The sequence below is a fragment of the Variovorax paradoxus genome (assembly GCF_902712855.1).
Classification (GTDB): domain Bacteria; phylum Pseudomonadota; class Gammaproteobacteria; order Burkholderiales; family Burkholderiaceae_C; genus Variovorax; species Variovorax paradoxus_Q.
Genome location: NZ_LR743507.1, coordinates 1,296,508 through 1,312,180, shown reverse-complemented (window position 1 = coordinate 1,312,180; position 15,673 = coordinate 1,296,508). Strand labels below are relative to the sequence as shown.

Below are 15,673 nucleotides of genomic sequence, written 5' to 3'. Positions count from 1 at the left end.
GCCCCCCGACCGGGAGCGGTCGGGGGGCGTGGGTACCGGTCATGGCCGGTGATGCTAACCAGTTATTCGGTCGCTGCGCCTTCGCTGGCGTCCGCCGTGGTGGCTGCATCGCTGCTTTCGCCGGACGCTGCCATTTCGGCGGCTTCCGATTCGGCAATGGCGCGGCGCTCGGCTTCGTCCATGGCGTCCTTGACCTTGCGTGCCTGGTGGTACGCCATGCCGGTGCCCGCAGGAATCAGGCGGCCGACGATGACGTTTTCCTTCAGGCCGCGCAGTTCGTCGCGCTTGCCCATGATCGCGGCTTCGGTCAGCACGCGGGTCGTTTCCTGGAACGAAGCGGCCGAGATGAACGAGTCGGTCGACAGCGACGCCTTCGTGATACCCAGCAGCAGGTTGGTGAACGTCGCGGGGATCTTGCCTTCGGCGCGCAGGGCGTCGTTGGTGTTGAGCATTTCGCTGCGTTCGACCTGTTCGCCGGAGATGTAGCTCGTGTCGCCGATGTTGTCGACCACGACGCGGCGCAGCATCTGGCGAACGATCACCTCGATGTGCTTGTCGTTGATCTTCACACCCTGCAGGCGGTACACGTCCTGCACTTCGTCCACGATGTAGCGCGCCAGTTCTTCCGAACCCAGCAGGCGCAGGATGTCCTGCGGATCCGCCGGACCGTCGACCACGCTTTCGCCCTTGTTCACCACCTGGCCTTCGTGCACCAGGATGTTCTTTTCCTTCGGCACCAGGTCTTCCCAGACCGTGCCTTCCGGATCAGTGATCTGCAGGCGAATCTTGCCCTTCGTTTCCTTGCCGAACGACACGGTACCGGTCATTTCGGCCAGCATGCCCTTGTCCTTCGGCGAACGGGCTTCGAACAGCTCGGCAACGCGCGGCAGACCGCCGGTGATGTCGCGGGTCTTCTGGCCTTCGACCGGAATACGCGCCAGCACTTCGCCGGGGCCCACGTCCTGGCCGTCGCGGATCTGGACCAGCGCGCCGATCGGGAAGCCGATCGTCACCGAGTGGTCGGTGCCGGGGATCTTCACTTCCTGGCCTTGCGCGTCGATCAGCTTCACCTGCGGGCGAACGACCTTGGCAGCGCCGCGGCGCTTCGGGTCGATCACGACCAGGGTCGACAGACCGGTCACTTCGTCCACCTGCTTGGCGACCGTCAGGCCTTCCTCGACGTTCTCGAACTGCGCCTTGCCGGCGAACTCGGTAATGATCGGGCGGGTCAGCGGGTCCCAGTTGGCGAGCACGTGGCCGGCCTTGATCTGCTGGTCGGCCTTGACCGTCAGCGTGGCGCCGTACGGCACCTTGTGACGTTCGCGCTCGCGGCCGTGCTCGTCATGGATGACGATCTCGCCCGAACGCGAAATCACGACCAGCTCGCCCTTGCTGTTGGTCACGTAGCGCATCGTGGCATTGAAGCCGATCGAGCCGTTCGACTTGGCTTCCACGCTCGAGGCGATGGCTGCACGCGAAGCGGCACCGCCGATGTGGAAGGTACGCATCGTCAGCTGCGTGCCGGGTTCGCCGATGGACTGGGCGGCGATCACACCGACGGCTTCGCCGATGTTGATCAGGCCGCCACGGCCCAGGTCGCGGCCGTAGCAGGTCGCGCAGATGCCGAAGCGGGTTTCGCAGGTCAGCGCGGTACGCACCTTGACCTCGTCGACGCCTTGCGCCTCGAGAGCCTCGATAGTGTCCTCGTCGAACATCTCGCCGGCCTTCAGCAGCACGGCGCGGTTCTCGGGGTGCAGCACGTCGTCCGCAGCCGTACGGCCGAGGATACGGTCGCGCAGCGACTCGATCACTTCACCGCCTTCGACAATCGCGCGCATCAGGTAGCCGCCGTGCGTGCCGCAGTCCTGCTCGGTCACCACCAAGTCTTGCGTCACGTCGACCAGACGACGGGTGAGGTAACCCGAGTTCGCCGTCTTCAGCGCCGTGTCGGCCAGACCCTTGCGGGCACCGTGGGTGGAGATGAAGTACTCCAGCACGTTCAGGCCTTCGCGGAAGTTCGCGGTAATGGGCGTCTCGATGATCGAGCCGTCGGGCTTGGCCATCAGGCCCCGCATACCGGCCACCTGGCGAATCTGCGCTGCGGAACCGCGGGCGCCGGAGTCGGCCATCATGTAGATCGAGTTGAAGGACTCCTGCTCGACTTCCTTGCCGTGGCGGTCGATGACCTTCTGCTTCGACAGCTTGGCCATCATCACCTTCGACACTTCGTCGCCGGCCTTGCCCCAGATGTCCACCACCTTGTTGTAGCGTTCGCCGGAGGTCACGAGACCCGAGACGTACTGCTGCTCGATCTCCTTCACTTCCTTGGCGGAGCGCTCGATGATGCCGTGCTTCTCGGCGGGCACCAGCATGTCGTCGATGGCGATCGAGATACCGGCCTTGGTCGCCAGGCGGAAGCCGTTCTGCAGCAGCTTGTCTGCGAAGACCACGGTCTCCTTCAGGCCGCACTTGCGGAACGAGACGTTGATGAGCTTGGAGATTTCCTTCTTCTTCAGCGCCTTGTTGATGTTCGAGAACGGCAGGCCCTTCGGCAGGATCTCGGACAGCAGGGCACGGCCCACGGTGGTGTCCACGAGCGAGGTCGACGGCGTGAATTCGCCGGTTTCCTTGTTCTTGGTGTACTCCGTGATGCGCACTGCCACGCGGGCGGTCAGCTCGACCTCGTTGGCGTCGAGCGCGCGCTGCACTTCACCGATGTCGGAGAAGATCAGGCCCTCGCCCTTGCCGTTGATGCGGTCGCGGGTCGTGTAGTACAGACCCAGCACCACGTCCTGCGAAGGAACGATCGACGGTTCGCCCGAAGCCGGGAACAGCACGTTGTTGGAGGCCAGCATCAGCGTGCGGGCTTCCATCTGCGCTTCCACCGACAGCGGCACGTGAACAGCCATCTGGTCGCCGTCGAAGTCGGCGTTGAAGGCCGCGCAAACGAGCGGGTGCAGCTGGATGGCCTTGCCTTCGATCAGGATCGGCTCGAAGGCCTGGATGCCCAGGCGGTGCAGCGTCGGAGCGCGGTTCAGCATGACCGGGTGCTCCTTGATGACCTCTTCCAGGATGTCCCAGACCACCGGCGTGCCCGATTCGACTTCCTTCTTGGCAGCCTTGATCGTGGTCGCGATGCCCATGGCTTCGAGGCGCGAGAAGATGAAGGGCTTGAACAGTTCGAGCGCCATCAGCTTCGGCAGGCCGCACTGGTGCAGCTTGAGCGTCGGGCCCACCACGATGACCGAACGGCCCGAGTAGTCGACGCGCTTGCCCAGCAGATTCTGGCGGAAGCGGCCGCTCTTGCCCTTGATCATGTCGGCCAGCGACTTCAGCGCACGCTTGTTGGCGCCCGTCATGGCCTTGCCGCGGCGGCCGTTGTCCAGCAGCGAGTCGACAGCCTCTTGCAGCATCCGCTTCTCGTTGCGCGCGATGATTTCCGGAGCCTTCAGCTCCAGCAGGCGGCGCAGGCGCGAGTTGCGGTTGATGACGCGGCGGTACAGGTCGTTCAGGTCGGAGGTCGCGAAGCGGCCGCCATCCAGCGGCACCAGCGGACGCAGGTCCGGCGGCAGCACGGGCAGCACGTCGAGCACCATCCACTCGGGCTTGATGCCCGACTTGCGGAAAGCTTCCAGCACCTTCAGGCGCTTGGAGTTCTTCTTGACCTTGACTTCGGAACCGGTCAGGTCGCCGCGCAGGCGTTCGATCTCGCTGTCGAGCTCGATGCCTTCCAGCAGGTCCTTGATGCCTTCGGCGCCCATCTTGGCGACGAATTCATCGCCGTATTCCTTGCGCTTCGCGTCGTAGTCGTCCTCGGACATGATGCCGAACTTCTTCAGCGGGGTCATGCCGGGGTCGGTGATCACGTAGGCTTCGAAGTACAGCACGCGCTCGATGTCGCGCAGCGTCATGTCGAGCACGAGGCCCAGGCGCGACGGCAGCGACTTCAGGAACCAGATGTGCGCGCAGGGCGCGGCCAGGTCGATGTGGCCCATGCGCTCGCGCCGCACCTTGGTCTGCGTGACTTCGACGCCGCACTTCTCGCAGATCACGCCGCGGTGCTTCAGGCGCTTGTACTTGCCGCACAGGCACTCGTAGTCCTTGATAGGGCCGAAGATCTTCGCGCAGAACAGACCGTCGCGCTCGGGCTTGAACGTGCGGTAGTTGATCGTCTCGGGCTTCTTCACTTCACCGAAAGACCACGAACGGATCTTCTCGGGCGAAGCCATGCCGATCTTGATGGCATCGAAATGCTCATCGGGCGTGAATTGCTTGAACAGGTCGAGTAGCGATTTCATAAGACTCTTTCCCTTTTCAAATTAAGAACGCTCGAGCTCGATGTCGAGGCCCAGCGAACGAATTTCCTTGACCAGCACGTTGAACGATTCCGGCATGCCGGCTTCGATCGAGTGCTCGCCCTTGACGATGCTTTCGTACACCTTGGTACGGCCTTGCACGTCGTCGGACTTCACGGTCAGCATTTCCTGCAGGACGTAGGCGGCGCCGTAAGCTTCCAGCGCCCACACTTCCATTTCCCCGAAACGCTGGCCGCCGAACTGCGCCTTGCCGCCCAGGGGCTGCTGCGTGACCAGCGAGTACGGGCCGGTCGAACGGGCGTGCATCTTGTCGTCCACCAGGTGATGCAGCTTCAGGAAGTGCATGTAGCCGACGGTGACGGGACGCTCGAACTGGTCGCCGGTGCGGCCGTCGAACAGGTAGGCCTGCGTGCGCGTATCGGTCAGGCCCTTGGCCTTGGCGATGTCGTCCGGGTAGGCGAGCTTCAGCATGCCGCGGATTTCCTCTTCCGAGGCACCGTCGAACACGGGCGTCGCGAAGGTCGCGCCGTTCTGCAGGTTGGCAGCCATCTCGAGCAGTTCGGTGTCGCTCAGCGTACCGAGGTCTTCCGAACGGCCGGAGCCGTTGTACAGCTGCTCCATGAACTTGCGCAGCTCGGCCACCTTGGCCTCCTGCTGCAGCAGGTCGCCGATGCGCTGGCCCACGCCCTTGCCGGCCCAGCCCAGATGCACTTCGAGAACCTGGCCCACGTTCATCCGCGAGGGCACGCCCAGCGGGTTCAGGCAGATGTCGCACGGCGTGCCGTCGGCCATGTGGGGCATGTCTTCGACCGGAACGATCTTCGACACCACACCCTTGTTGCCGTGACGGCCGGCCATCTTGTCGCCGGGTTGCAGGCGGCGCTTGACGGCCAGGTAGACCTTGACCATCTTGAGCACGCCCGCGGGCAGCTCGTCGCCCTGCGTGAGCTTCTTGCGCTTTTCTTCGAACGCGAGGTCGAAGCTGTGGCGGGTCTGCTCCAGCGAGTTCTTGATCGACTCGAGCTGCGTCGCCACTTCGTCTTCCGCCGGGCGGATGTCGAACCAGTGGAACTTCTCGACGGACGACAGGTAGGCCTTGTCGAGCTTGGTGCCCTTGGCCAGCTTGTTCGGGCCGCCGTTGGCGACCTTGCCGGTCAGCAGCTTCTCGATACGGTCGAACGCGTCGGCTTCGACGATGCGAAGCTGGTCGTTCAGGTCGAGGCGGAAGCGCTTGAGTTCGTCGTCGATGATCTGCTGGGCGCGCTTGTCGCGCGTGATGCCTTCGCGGGTGAACACCTGCACGTCGATCACGGTGCCTTGCGAACCCTGGTCCACGCGCAGCGAGGTGTCCTTCACGTCGGAAGCCTTCTCGCCGAAGATGGCGCGAAGCAGCTTCTCTTCCGGCGTCAGCGTGGTCTCGCCCTTCGGCGTGACCTTGCCCACCAGCGTGTCGCCCGGCTGCACTTCGGCGCCGACATAGATGATGCCGGACTCGTCGAGGCGGTTGAGCTGCTGCTCGGCCAGGTTCGGGATGTCGCGCGTGATTTCTTCGGCGCCCAGCTTCGTGTCGCGGGCCATCACCACCAGTTCCTCGATGTGGATCGAGGTGTAGCGGTCTTCGGCGACGACGCGTTCCGAGATCAGGATCGAGTCTTCGAAGTTGTAACCGTTCCAGGGCATGAACGCGATCAGCATGTTCTGGCCGAGAGCCAGTTCGCCGAGGTCGGTCGATGCACCGTCGGCCACCACGTCGCCCTTGGCGATCTTGTCGCCGCGCTTGACGATGGGGCGCTGGTGGATGTTGGTGTTCTGGTTCGAACGCTGATACTTGATCAGGTTGTAGATGTCCACACCGACTTCACCGGCAGCCGCTTCGGCGTCGTTCACGCGCACCACGACACGGGTCGCGTCGACGTAGTCGACGATACCGCCGCGGGTGGCCGTGACCACGGTGCCCGAGTCGACCGCGGAGACGCGTTCGATACCGGTACCGACCATCGGCTTCTCGGGGCGCAGCACGGGCACGGCCTGACGCTGCATGTTGGCGCCCATCAGCGCGCGGTTCGCGTCGTCGTGCTCGAGGAACGGCACGAGCGAGGCGGCCACCGACACGATCTGCGCGGGCGACACGTCCATGTACTGGATACGTTCGGCACCGACCAGGATCGATTCGCCGGCTTCACGCGCGGAGACCAGGTCGCCGGTCAGCACGCCGTCCTTGTCCAGAGCCGCATTGGCCTGGGCGATGACGTACTTGCCTTCCTCGATGGCCGACAGGTAGTCGATCTCGTTCGTGACCTTGCTGTCCACCACACGACGGTACGGCGTCTCGATGAAGCCGTATTCGTTCAGGCGGGCGTACAGGGCCAGCGAGTTGATCAGACCGATGTTCGGGCCTTCAGGCGTTTCGATCGGGCACACGCGGCCATAGTGGGTCACGTGCACGTCGCGCACTTCGAAGCCGGCACGTTCGCGCGTCAGACCGCCCGGGCCAAGGGCCGACACGCGGCGCTTGTGGGTGATCTCGGACAGCGGGTTCGTCTGGTCCATGAACTGCGACAGCTGCGAGGCGCCGAAGAATTCCTTCAGCGCGGCCGAGATCGGCTTGCTGTTGATCAGGTCGTGCGGCATCAGCGGCTCTTGCTCCGCCTGGCCCAGACGTTCCTTCACGGCCTTCTCGATACGTGCCAGGCCGGTGCGGTACTGGTTTTCGGCCAGTTCGCCGACGCAACGCACGCGGCGGTTGCCCAGGTGATCGATGTCGTCGACCTCGCCATTGCCGTTGCGCAGGTCCACGAGGATCTTGACCACGGCCAGGATGTCTTCGTTGGTCAGCACCATCGGGCCGGTCGATTCGTCGCGGCCGACCTTGGCGTTGAACTTCATGCGGCCCACGCGCGACAGGTCGTACGTGTCCGGGTTGTAGAACAGGCGCTGGAACAGGGCCTGCACCGCGTCTTCCGTCGGCGGCTCGCCGGGGCGCATCATGCGGTAGATGGCCACGCGCGCGGCGAACTCGTCCACGGTCTCGTCGATGCGCAGGGTCTGCGAGATGTACGCGCCCTGGTCGAGTTCGTTCGTGTAGATGACCTGCACGTCCTGCACGCCGGCGCTGCGCAGCTTCTTCAGCAGCGCTTCGGTCAGCTCGTCGTTGGCCTTGGCCAGGATTTCGCCGGAGTCGGCGTCGACGATGTTGCGAGCGATGACGCGGCCGACCAGGAAGTCTTCCGGCACGCTGATGTGCGTGGTGCCGCCCTGCTCGAGCTCACGCGTGTGGCGCGCAGTGACGCGCTTGTCCTTGGCGACCACGACCTTGCCCGACTTGTCGGTGATGTCGAAGCGCGCGACTTCGCCGCGCAGGCGCTCAGGAACGAATTCCATCTGCGCACCGCTGTCCATCAGGCGGAAGTTGTCGTTGACGAAGAAGTTCGCGAGGATCGATTCCGGATTCAGGCCGATGGCCTTCAGCAGGATCGTGACCGGCATCTTGCGGCGACGGTCCACGCGGAAGTACAGCATGTCCTTCGGGTCGAACTCGAAGTCGAGCCACGAGCCGCGGTAGGGAATCACGCGGGCCGAGAACAGCAGCTTGCCCGAGCTGTGCGTCTTGCCCTTGTCGTGCTCGAAGAACACGCCCGGCGAACGGTGCAGCTGGGACACGATCACGCGTTCGGTGCCGTTGATGATGAACGAACCCTTGTCGGTCATGAGCGGCACTTCGCCCATGTAGACCTCTTGTTCCTTCACTTCCTTGACCACCTTCGACTGCGACGTCGACGACTCGCGGTCATAGATGATGAGCTGGACCTTGGCGCGCACGGCCGAGGCGAACGTCAGGCCGCGGGTCTGGCACTCGCGCACGTCGAACGCCGGCTTCGCCAGGTTGTACTCGAGGAACTTCATCTCGACGAAACCGTTGTGCGAGACGATCGGGAAGGCGGCGTCGAACGCGGCCTGAAGGCCTTCGACGGTGCGCTGTTTGGGGGCGATGCCGGCTTGCAGGAACGCGGTGTAGGCGTCCTTCTGCATCTGCAGCAGGTAGGGGATTTCGACGACGCTGTCGCGATTGCCGAAACTTTTTCGGATGCGCTTGCGTTCGGTGTAACTGTACGCGGACGATTGGGCCATGAGAGCTCCGGTGCTTGAGATCTTCAGCGACTTGTCAGCAGTGCCGAGGCACCACTGCTTGGCGGCTGGCCACTACCAGCCGTTGGCGGACAGCGATGCGTTGCACATCGCCCGAACCAAGGGGTCTTCTGCAGTCGGGGTCAGAAGACACTCGGAAATCCGCTTGATCTCGGCTTTCCCGTCGACCTGAAGGTCTTCCGGGAAGCCGGCAATCAAGCCGACTTTCGGGTGCGCTCTGAAAGCGGCAAAGGCTGGAGGGCCTTTTCAGGCACCTCCAGCCCTCTAGGGGGTCTGAATTACTTCAGTTCCACCTTGGCGCCGGCATCTTCCAGCTTCTTCTTGGCGGCTTCAGCGTCAGCCTTCGACAGGCCTTCCTTGACAGCCTTGGGAGCGGCTTCCACCAGGTCCTTGGCTTCCTTGAGGCCCAGGCCGGTGATTTCGCGCACTGCCTTGATCGCCGAAACCTTGTTCGCGCCAGCGTCCATCAGCATGACGTTGAACTCGGTCTTTTCTTCGACTGCAGCAGCAGCGGCACCGCCACCACCAGCAGCCGGAGCGGCCATTGCAGCGGCGCTCACGCCGAACTTCTCTTCGATGGCCTTGACCAGGTCGTTGAGTTCCAGGACCGTCATGCTGTCGAGCGCGGTCAGAAATGCGTCTTTATCGAATGCCATTTTTGTTTCCTAACAATTGGGTTGAATATTTCAAACGCAAGGCTCAGGCGGCCTGCGCTTCTGCCGGTGCATCGGCGGGTGCAGCTTCGCCACCACCGCGCTTCTCGGCCAGCGCCGCGAGAACGCGGGCGGTGCGAGAGATCGGCGATTGCATCAAGCCCAGCAGCTGCGCCAACAGAACTTCCTTCGAAGGAATGTTGGCCAGTTGCTTCACGCCGTTGACGTCCAGGGCCTTGCCACCGAAGGCGCCGCCGCGAATGACCAGCTTGTCGTTGGTCTTCGCGAAATCGGCCACCACCTTGGCGGCGGCCACAGCGTCTTCGGAGAAGCCGTAGATCAGCGGACCGGTCATCTGGTCGCCGACGATCTCAAACGCGCTACCTGCGACAGCACGGCGTGCCAGGGTGTTCTTCAGAACACTCAGGGTCACACCCTTGCTGCGCGCTTCGTTGCGCAGTTTGGTCATATCGGCCACCGTGATGCCACGGTATTCCGCCATCACGAGCGTTTGAGCTTTTGCGGCGAGGCTGGTCACATCACTGATGACCGCTTCTTTCTCACTGCGATTCAGACTCAAGGTCTACTCCTTTTAATGCGACCTCCGGCCGGGGCCTCGGATCGCGCTTCATGCAGCGACCAACTGTTTCGGAACAAAAATCAAATTCCTTGCAGCGGGATCGCCATCTGCGCTGGCTGCCGGGCGGGAAGGCCCGGCGATTAGGTGCAGCACCCTGCACACCAGCGGTCTTGGATGGCCCGAGGCAACCGAAGCTGCCACGACCCACCACATTCGCCTCGCCCATTCCCTTGCGGGAACGAGCAAGGCCAATCTCATCAGCTCGCCGCGATGGTTTGCGTGTCCACGCGGACACCCAGACCCATGGTCGACGACACGGCCACCTTGCGCAGGTACACGCCTTTGCTGGTCGCGGGCTTGGCCTTGACCAGAGCGTCGATCAGCGCAGCGAGGTTGCCCTGCAGCTTGTCGTTGTCGAACGAACGACGGCCGATCGTGCCGTGCACGATGCCGGCCTTGTCGACGCGGAACTGGACCTGGCCAGCCTTGGCGTTCTTCACAGCCGTGGCAACGTCCGGGGTCACGGTACCGACCTTCGGGTTAGGCATCAGGCCGCGCGGGCCGAGGATCTGACCCAGCGTACCGACGACGCGCATGGCGTCCGGTGCGGCGATCACGACGTCGAAAGGCATGTCGCCAGCCTTGACCATGGCAGCCAGATCGTCCATGCCGACGATGTCGGCGCCGGCGGCCTTGGCTTCTTCTGCCTTGGCGCCCTGGGCGAACACGGCGACGCGCTTGGTCTTGCCGGTGCCGTTCGGCAGCACGACAGCGCCCCGCACGACCTGGTCCGACTTCTTCGCATCGATGCCGAGCTGAACGGCCACGTCGATGGACTCGTCGAACTTGGCAGTTGCGGCGTCCTTGACGATGGTGATCGCGTCAGCCAGCGGGTACAGCTTGTTGCTGTCAACCTTGCCTTCGAGCGACTTCTGCTTCTTGGTGATCTTGGACATTTACACGCCCTCCACATTCACGCCCATGGAACGGGCCGTACCTGCGATGGTGCGAACCGCTGCGTCCATGTCGGCTGCAGTCAGGTCCTTCATCTTGGTCTTCGCGATTTCTTCGAGCTGAGCACGCGTGATCTTGCCGACCTTGTCGGTGTGCGGGCGGGCAGAACCCTTCTCGAGCTTGATCGCCTTCTTGATCAGCACGCCAGCCGGCGGCGACTTGATGATGAAGGTGAAGCTCTTGTCGGCGAAAGCGGTGATGACCACCGGCAGTGCCAGGCCCGGCTCATAGCTCTGCGTCTGGGCGTTGAACGCCTTGCAGAATTCCATGATGTTCAGACCGCGCTGACCGAGTGCGGGACCGATCGGGGGGGACGGGTTGGCCTTACCAGCTGGGACTTGCAGCTTGATGAAGCCGACGATTTTCTTCGCCATGCTTTGCTCCTTGCGGGTGATATCGCCTTGGCTTGCAGCCAAGGCTCCCCGGGGTTGAACGACTCTTCGAGATCAGGGCCGCGCGCCGAGTCGGATAACGCGCAACCGAAATGAGTGCGGGCCTTGCGGCCCGGAGCTCAGGTCTTCTCGACCTGGCTGAATTCGAGCTCCACAGGCGTTGCGCGGCCGAAAATCATGACCGACACGCTGACCTTGCTCTTCTCGTAGTTGACTTCCTCGACGGTGCCGTTGAAGTCGGTGAACGGACCTTCCTTGACGCGCACGAATTCGCCAACGGTGAACTCGACCTTGTGACGCGGCTTCTCGGTGCCCTGTTGCATCTGGCTGACGATGTCCTCGACCTCTTTCTGCGAAATCGGAGCCGGGCGGTTCTTGGCGCCACCCACGAAACCCGTCACTTTGTTGGTGTGCTTCACCAGGTGCCAGCTTTCGTCGTCCATGATCATTTCGACCAGCACGTAGCCCGGAAAGAAACGGCGCTCGGTGGTGCGCTTCTGGCCGTTCTTGATCTCGACCACTTCCTCGGTCGGGACCAGGATGCGACCGAACTTGTCCTGCATACCGGCGCGGTTGATGCGTTCGGTGATGTTGCGCTCGACGGCCTTCTCCATGCCCGAATAGGCATGGACCACATACCAACGCAGATCAGGGTTGGCGGCGGGAGCCAGCACGGAGGCATTTTCTTCCTCTGGCGTGCCCGGCATTGTTTCAACTGCGTCGTCGGTCATTATTTTCTCCAGCCCAGAATGAGGTCGAAAAACACCCATTCGAGCGTCTTGTCGGTGAGCCAGAGGAAGACGGACATGATCGCCACAAAGGCGAACACGTAAGCCGTCATCTGCATCGCTTCCTTGCGGGTCGGCCAGACAACCTTCTTGACCTCGCGCCACGAGTCACGGCCGAAGGCCCACAGCTGGCGGCCATTTTCCGAACTGCCAAAGGCAGCCACGGCGGCAGCCATGCCAACCAGCAGCGCAGCCCATTGCACCAGCGAACCCTGGCGCGACAGCAGATAGAACGCCACGATGGCACCCACAGCCAGCACGACTGCCACGGCCAGCTTGGCCTTGTCGGCGCCGGTACTCACTGTTTCGACTTGAGATGTGGCCATGTTCGGCTGATTTCCTGTGACCCTGAGGCCTTCAATTCAATGCGCCTTCTTCAGACGCCGAAGCCCGTCGGGACACGACGGGCTTTTCGGGGCGCCACCTAGGTGGCAGGGGCAGTAGGAATCGAACCTACAACCTTCGGTTTTGGAGACCGACGCTCTGCCAATTGAGCTATACCCCTCCGGTACTCTTTTGCGTCCGACTCAGATGTCGAGGATCTTTGCCACGACGCCCGAACCCACGGTGCGGCCGCCTTCACGGATGGCGAAGCGCAGGCCTTCTTCCATCGCAATCGGGTTGATCAGCTTCACGGTGATGCTGACGTTGTCGCCAGGCATGACCATTTCCTTGTCCTTGGGCAGCTCGATCGCGCCGGTCACGTCCGTCGTGCGGAAGTAGAACTGCGGACGGTAGTTGTTGAAGAACGGCGTGTGACGGCCGCCTTCGTCCTTCGACAGGACATACACCTCGGCGGTGAAGTGCACGTGCGGCTTGATCGAGCCGGGCTTGCACAACACTTGGCCGCGTTCGACTTCTTCGCGCTTCGTGCCGCGCAGCAGCACGCCGACGTTGTCGCCAGCCTGACCCTGGTCCAGCAGCTTGCGGAACATTTCCACGCCGGTGCAGGTGGTCTTGACCGTCGGGCGGATGCCCACGATTTCGATTTCTTCACCGACCTTGATCACGCCGCGCTCAACGGCGCCGGTCACCACCGTGCCGCGACCCGAGATCGAGAACACGTCTTCCACGGGCATCAGGAACGTGCCGTCCACGGCGCGCTCGGGCGTCGGGATGTACGTGTCCAGCGCTTCGGCCAGCTTCATGATTGCGCCTTCGCCCAGGTCGCCCTTGTCGCCTTCAAGGGCGAGCTTGGCCGAGCCGTGGATGATGGGCGTGTCGTCGCCGGGGAATTCGTACTTGTCGAGGAGTTCGCGGACTTCCATTTCGACCAGCTCGAGCAGTTCCTTGTCGTCGACCATGTCGCACTTGTTCAGGAACACGATGATGTAGCCCACACCCACCTGGCGAGCCAGCAGGATGTGCTCACGGGTCTGGGGCATCGGGCCGTCGGCGGCCGAGCACACCAGGATCGCGCCGTCCATCTGGGCGGCACCCGTGATCATGTTCTTCACGTAGTCGGCGTGGCCGGGGCAGTCGACGTGTGCGTAGTGGCGGTTGGCCGTTTCGTACTCGACGTGCGCGGTGTTGATCGTGATGCCGCGGGCCTTTTCTTCAGGCGCAGCGTCGATCTGGTCGTAAGCCTTGGCTTCGCCGCCGAACTTCGCCGACAGCACCGTGGCGATCGCAGCCGTCAGCGTGGTCTTGCCGTGGTCGACGTGACCGATCGTGCCCACGTTCACGTGCGGCTTGGTGCGGGTGAATTTACCTTTTGCCATTTTTCGACTCCGAAAAAAACGTTTCCAACGTATGCAGATGGGTTGCAATGCTGCCGTTGCAACCCCCAAAAACTGGTGCCCTTTGCGGGAATCGGACCCGCGACCTCTCCCTTACCAAGGGAGTGCTCTACCACTGAGCCAAAAGGGCTTTTTGTAACAAAGTTACGAATTCACATCGCCTCAACAATGAACGAAGTCTCTGGAGCGGGAGACGGGAATCGAACCCGCGTCATCAGCTTGGAAGGCTGGGGTTCTACCATTGAACTACTCCCGCATTCGAGGGCAACCAAGGCACCCAAAGCGCGAAATCCAATCGCTCTTAGAAACCAAATTCATCGCTGGTGGAGAGGGCTGGATTCGAACCAGCGTACTCGTAAGAGGGCAGATTTACAGTCTGCTGCCATTAACCACTCGGCCACCTCTCCGGCGAACCTCGAAATATAGCACGGTTTTGTGACTACTCAGAAATTCCGCATCACGATGATGCGGAAGAACTGCTCGAGGAGCGAATCCATCGATTATCCAACAACTTCAGCCCTCGGCCCGCTGCGCCTCACGCCAAGCACGCGCTTCGCCGAAATGTCCGCAGCCGATGAACGGAACGGGCGGACGCAGCGCAGAAAGCGGCGACGGATGATTCGACATCAGCACCTTATGGCGGCCAACGTCGATCAACGCGCGCTTACTTTGAGCATGCGAACCCCATAGCATAAAAACAACAGGTTTCACGCCATTCGAAACATGGCGGATGACGGCATCGGTCAACACTTCCCAGCCCTTGCCTGAATGGCTGGCCGGCTGGGATTCTTCGACCGTCAGGCAGGTGTTGAGCAGCAGAACCCCATGCGTCGCCCATTTCACAAGGCTGCCCCCCGGTTCGGGAAACTGCGGCGGCGCAACACCCAGATCGCGCTGGATTTCCTTGAAGATGTTCCGCAGCGATGGCGGCAGCGCCACGCCCGGCGCCACGGAAAACGCAAGCCCCTCGGCCTGGCCGCGCCCGTGATACGGGTCTTGCCCCAGGATCACCACGCGCACATCCTCCGGCGGCGTGAGCTCCAGCGCCCTCAGCGGCTGCGGCGGAAAGATCACGGCGCCCGCGTCGAGCCGCTCGCGCAGGAAACCCAACAGCTTCTTCCCCACCGCTCCCCCGAAAAATTCATCGGCCAGCGGCTGCCATCCCGGCGCCACCGGCCAGTCGGCAGGATCACTGCTCGACAGCTGATCGGGCCGGCTCATTTGAACAACGCAGCGAGGGCCTCGCCGGGTTCCTTGGCGCGCATGAAAGCTTCGCCGACAAGGAAGGCATTGACGCCAGCCGCGCGCAGCGTGGCCACGTCCTCGCGCGTGCCGATACCCGATTCGGTTACCGGCAGGCGGTCGGCAGGCAGCTTCGGCAACAGGTCGATCGTCGCCTGGATCGACACCTCGAAGTTGCGCAGGTTGCGGTTGTTGACGCCGATCAGCGCCGTCTTCAGCCTGAGTGCGCGATCGAGTTCTTCCGCGTCGTGAACCTCCACCAGCACCGCCATGCCCAGCCCGAGCGCCATGGCTTCGTAGTCCTTCATCTGCGCGTCGTCGAGGCAGGCGGCGATCAGCAGGATGGCATCCGCGCCCATCGCGCGCGATTCGTACACCTGGTACGCATCGACGATGAAGTCCTTGCGCAGCACCGGCAGGTCGCAGGAGGCGCGCGCCTGCTTGAGGTAGTCCACACCGCCCTGGAAGAACTGCTTGTCGGTGAGCACCGAGAGACAGGCCGCGCTGACGGTGCCGTCGCCCTCCGCATAGCTCTGTGCGATGTCGGCCGGAATGAAGTCCGCGCGCAGAACGCCCTTGCTCGGGCTCGCCTTCTTCACTTCCGCGATCACGGCGGCTTGGCCGGCCGCGATCTTCGCGCGCAACGCGCCTTCGAAGTCGCGTGTCAGCACGCGGCTCTCGGCATCGAAGCGAACGGCTTCGAGCGGCGTGCGCTTCAAGGCAGCAGCCACTTCCTGGCGCTTGACGGCAACGATCTTGTCGAGGATGTCGGACATGAGTTTCTGGTGTTCCGGTTTGCGTGA

General features: G+C 62.9%; 11 protein-coding genes and 4 tRNA genes. All 15 read right to left on the bottom strand.

Features of this window, described 5'->3' with window-relative positions; translation table 11 throughout:
• Positions 1–62: 62 nt before the first annotated feature.
• The 15 genes from rpoC to trpC all read right to left on the bottom strand — a co-directional run bounded on the left by rpoC (position 63) and on the right by trpC (position 15,646).
• Positions 63–4,298, bottom strand: coding sequence for a DNA-directed RNA polymerase subunit beta' (gene rpoC, locus AACL56_RS05975; RefSeq protein WP_339088904.1), 4,236 nt, complete (start codon positions 4,296–4,298; stop codon positions 63–65).
• A gap of 21 nt (positions 4,299–4,319) precedes the next feature.
• Positions 4,320–8,444 (bottom strand): DNA-directed RNA polymerase subunit beta, encoded by a 4,125-nt coding sequence (gene rpoB / locus AACL56_RS05970; RefSeq protein WP_339088903.1) that lies wholly within the window; start codon positions 8,442–8,444, stop codon positions 4,320–4,322.
• A gap of 296 nt (positions 8,445–8,740) precedes the next feature.
• Positions 8,741–9,118, bottom strand: coding sequence for a 50S ribosomal protein L7/L12 (gene rplL, locus AACL56_RS05965; protein ID WP_280814954.1), 378 nt, complete (start codon positions 9,116–9,118; stop codon positions 8,741–8,743).
• 43 nt (positions 9,119–9,161) lie between these two features.
• Complete coding sequence (gene rplJ, locus AACL56_RS05960) at positions 9,162–9,695, bottom strand: 50S ribosomal protein L10 (RefSeq protein ID WP_339088902.1); 534 nt, start codon at positions 9,693–9,695, stop codon at positions 9,162–9,164.
• A 257-nt stretch (positions 9,696–9,952) separates the two neighbouring features.
• On the bottom strand, positions 9,953–10,651 hold the full coding sequence (rplA, locus tag AACL56_RS05955; RefSeq protein WP_339088901.1) for a 50S ribosomal protein L1: 699 nt from the start codon (positions 10,649–10,651) through the stop codon (positions 9,953–9,955).
• Positions 10,652–11,083, bottom strand: a complete 432-nt coding sequence (rplK, locus tag AACL56_RS05950) for a 50S ribosomal protein L11 (RefSeq protein ID WP_093206996.1) — start codon at positions 11,081–11,083, stop codon at positions 10,652–10,654.
• A gap of 137 nt (positions 11,084–11,220) precedes the next feature.
• Positions 11,221–11,832, bottom strand: coding sequence for a transcription termination/antitermination protein NusG (nusG, locus tag AACL56_RS05945; protein WP_425336988.1), 612 nt, complete (start codon positions 11,830–11,832; stop codon positions 11,221–11,223).
• On the bottom strand, positions 11,832–12,215 hold the full coding sequence (secE, locus tag AACL56_RS05940; RefSeq protein WP_339088900.1) for a preprotein translocase subunit SecE: 384 nt from the start codon (positions 12,213–12,215) through the stop codon (positions 11,832–11,834). The genes nusG and secE overlap by 1 nt, the downstream gene beginning before the upstream one ends.
• A 103-nt stretch (positions 12,216–12,318) precedes the next feature.
• A tRNA-Trp gene (locus AACL56_RS05935) sits at positions 12,319–12,394 on the bottom strand.
• A gap of 22 nt (positions 12,395–12,416) precedes the next feature.
• Positions 12,417–13,610 (bottom strand): elongation factor Tu, encoded by a 1,194-nt coding sequence (gene tuf / locus AACL56_RS05930; protein WP_339087812.1) that lies wholly within the window; start codon positions 13,608–13,610, stop codon positions 12,417–12,419.
• 73 nt (positions 13,611–13,683) lie between these two features.
• Positions 13,684–13,758: transfer RNA gene (locus tag AACL56_RS05925), tRNA-Thr, on the bottom strand.
• Positions 13,759–13,810: 52 nt separating this feature from the next.
• Positions 13,811–13,884: transfer RNA gene (locus tag AACL56_RS05920), tRNA-Gly, on the bottom strand.
• 65 nt (positions 13,885–13,949) lie between these two features.
• Positions 13,950–14,035 (bottom strand) — tRNA-Tyr (locus AACL56_RS05915).
• Positions 14,036–14,141: 106 nt separating this feature from the next.
• Positions 14,142–14,849, bottom strand: a complete 708-nt coding sequence (locus AACL56_RS05910) for a uracil-DNA glycosylase (RefSeq protein WP_339088899.1) — start codon at positions 14,847–14,849, stop codon at positions 14,142–14,144.
• Entirely contained in the window at positions 14,846–15,646 is an 801-nt protein-coding gene (trpC, locus tag AACL56_RS05905) for an indole-3-glycerol phosphate synthase TrpC (protein ID WP_339088897.1), read from the bottom strand. Before trpC ends, AACL56_RS05910 begins: the two co-directional genes overlap by 4 nt.
• Positions 15,647–15,673: the final 27 nt, after the last annotated feature.

What these genes read in the sequence shown, in the direction of transcription:
- rpoC (WP_339088904.1), bottom strand. Translation starts at nt 4,298, where the DNA reads ATGAAATCGCTACTCGACCTGTTCAAGCAATTCACGCCCGATGAGCAT.
- rpoB (WP_339088903.1), bottom strand. Translation starts at nt 8,444, where the DNA reads ATGGCCCAATCGTCCGCGTACAGTTACACCGAACGCAAGCGCATCCGA.
- rplL (WP_280814954.1), bottom strand. Translation starts at nt 9,118, where the DNA reads ATGGCATTCGATAAAGACGCATTTCTGACCGCGCTCGACAGCATGACG.
- rplA (WP_339088901.1), bottom strand. Translation starts at nt 10,651, where the DNA reads ATGTCCAAGATCACCAAGAAGCAGAAGTCGCTCGAAGGCAAGGTTGAC.
- rplK (WP_093206996.1), bottom strand. Translation starts at nt 11,083, where the DNA reads ATGGCGAAGAAAATCGTCGGCTTCATCAAGCTGCAAGTCCCAGCTGGT.
- nusG (WP_425336988.1), bottom strand. Translation starts at nt 11,832, where the DNA reads ATGACCGACGACGCAGTTGAAACAATGCCGGGCACGCCAGAGGAAGAA.
- secE (WP_339088900.1), bottom strand. Translation starts at nt 12,215, where the DNA reads ATGGCCACATCTCAAGTCGAAACAGTGAGTACCGGCGCCGACAAGGCC.
- tuf (WP_339087812.1), bottom strand. Translation starts at nt 13,610, where the DNA reads ATGGCAAAAGGTAAATTCACCCGCACCAAGCCGCACGTGAACGTGGGC.
- AACL56_RS05910 (WP_339088899.1), bottom strand. Translation starts at nt 14,849, where the DNA reads ATGAGCCGGCCCGATCAGCTGTCGAGCAGTGATCCTGCCGACTGGCCG.
- trpC (WP_339088897.1), bottom strand. Translation starts at nt 15,646, where the DNA reads ATGTCCGACATCCTCGACAAGATCGTTGCCGTCAAGCGCCAGGAAGTG.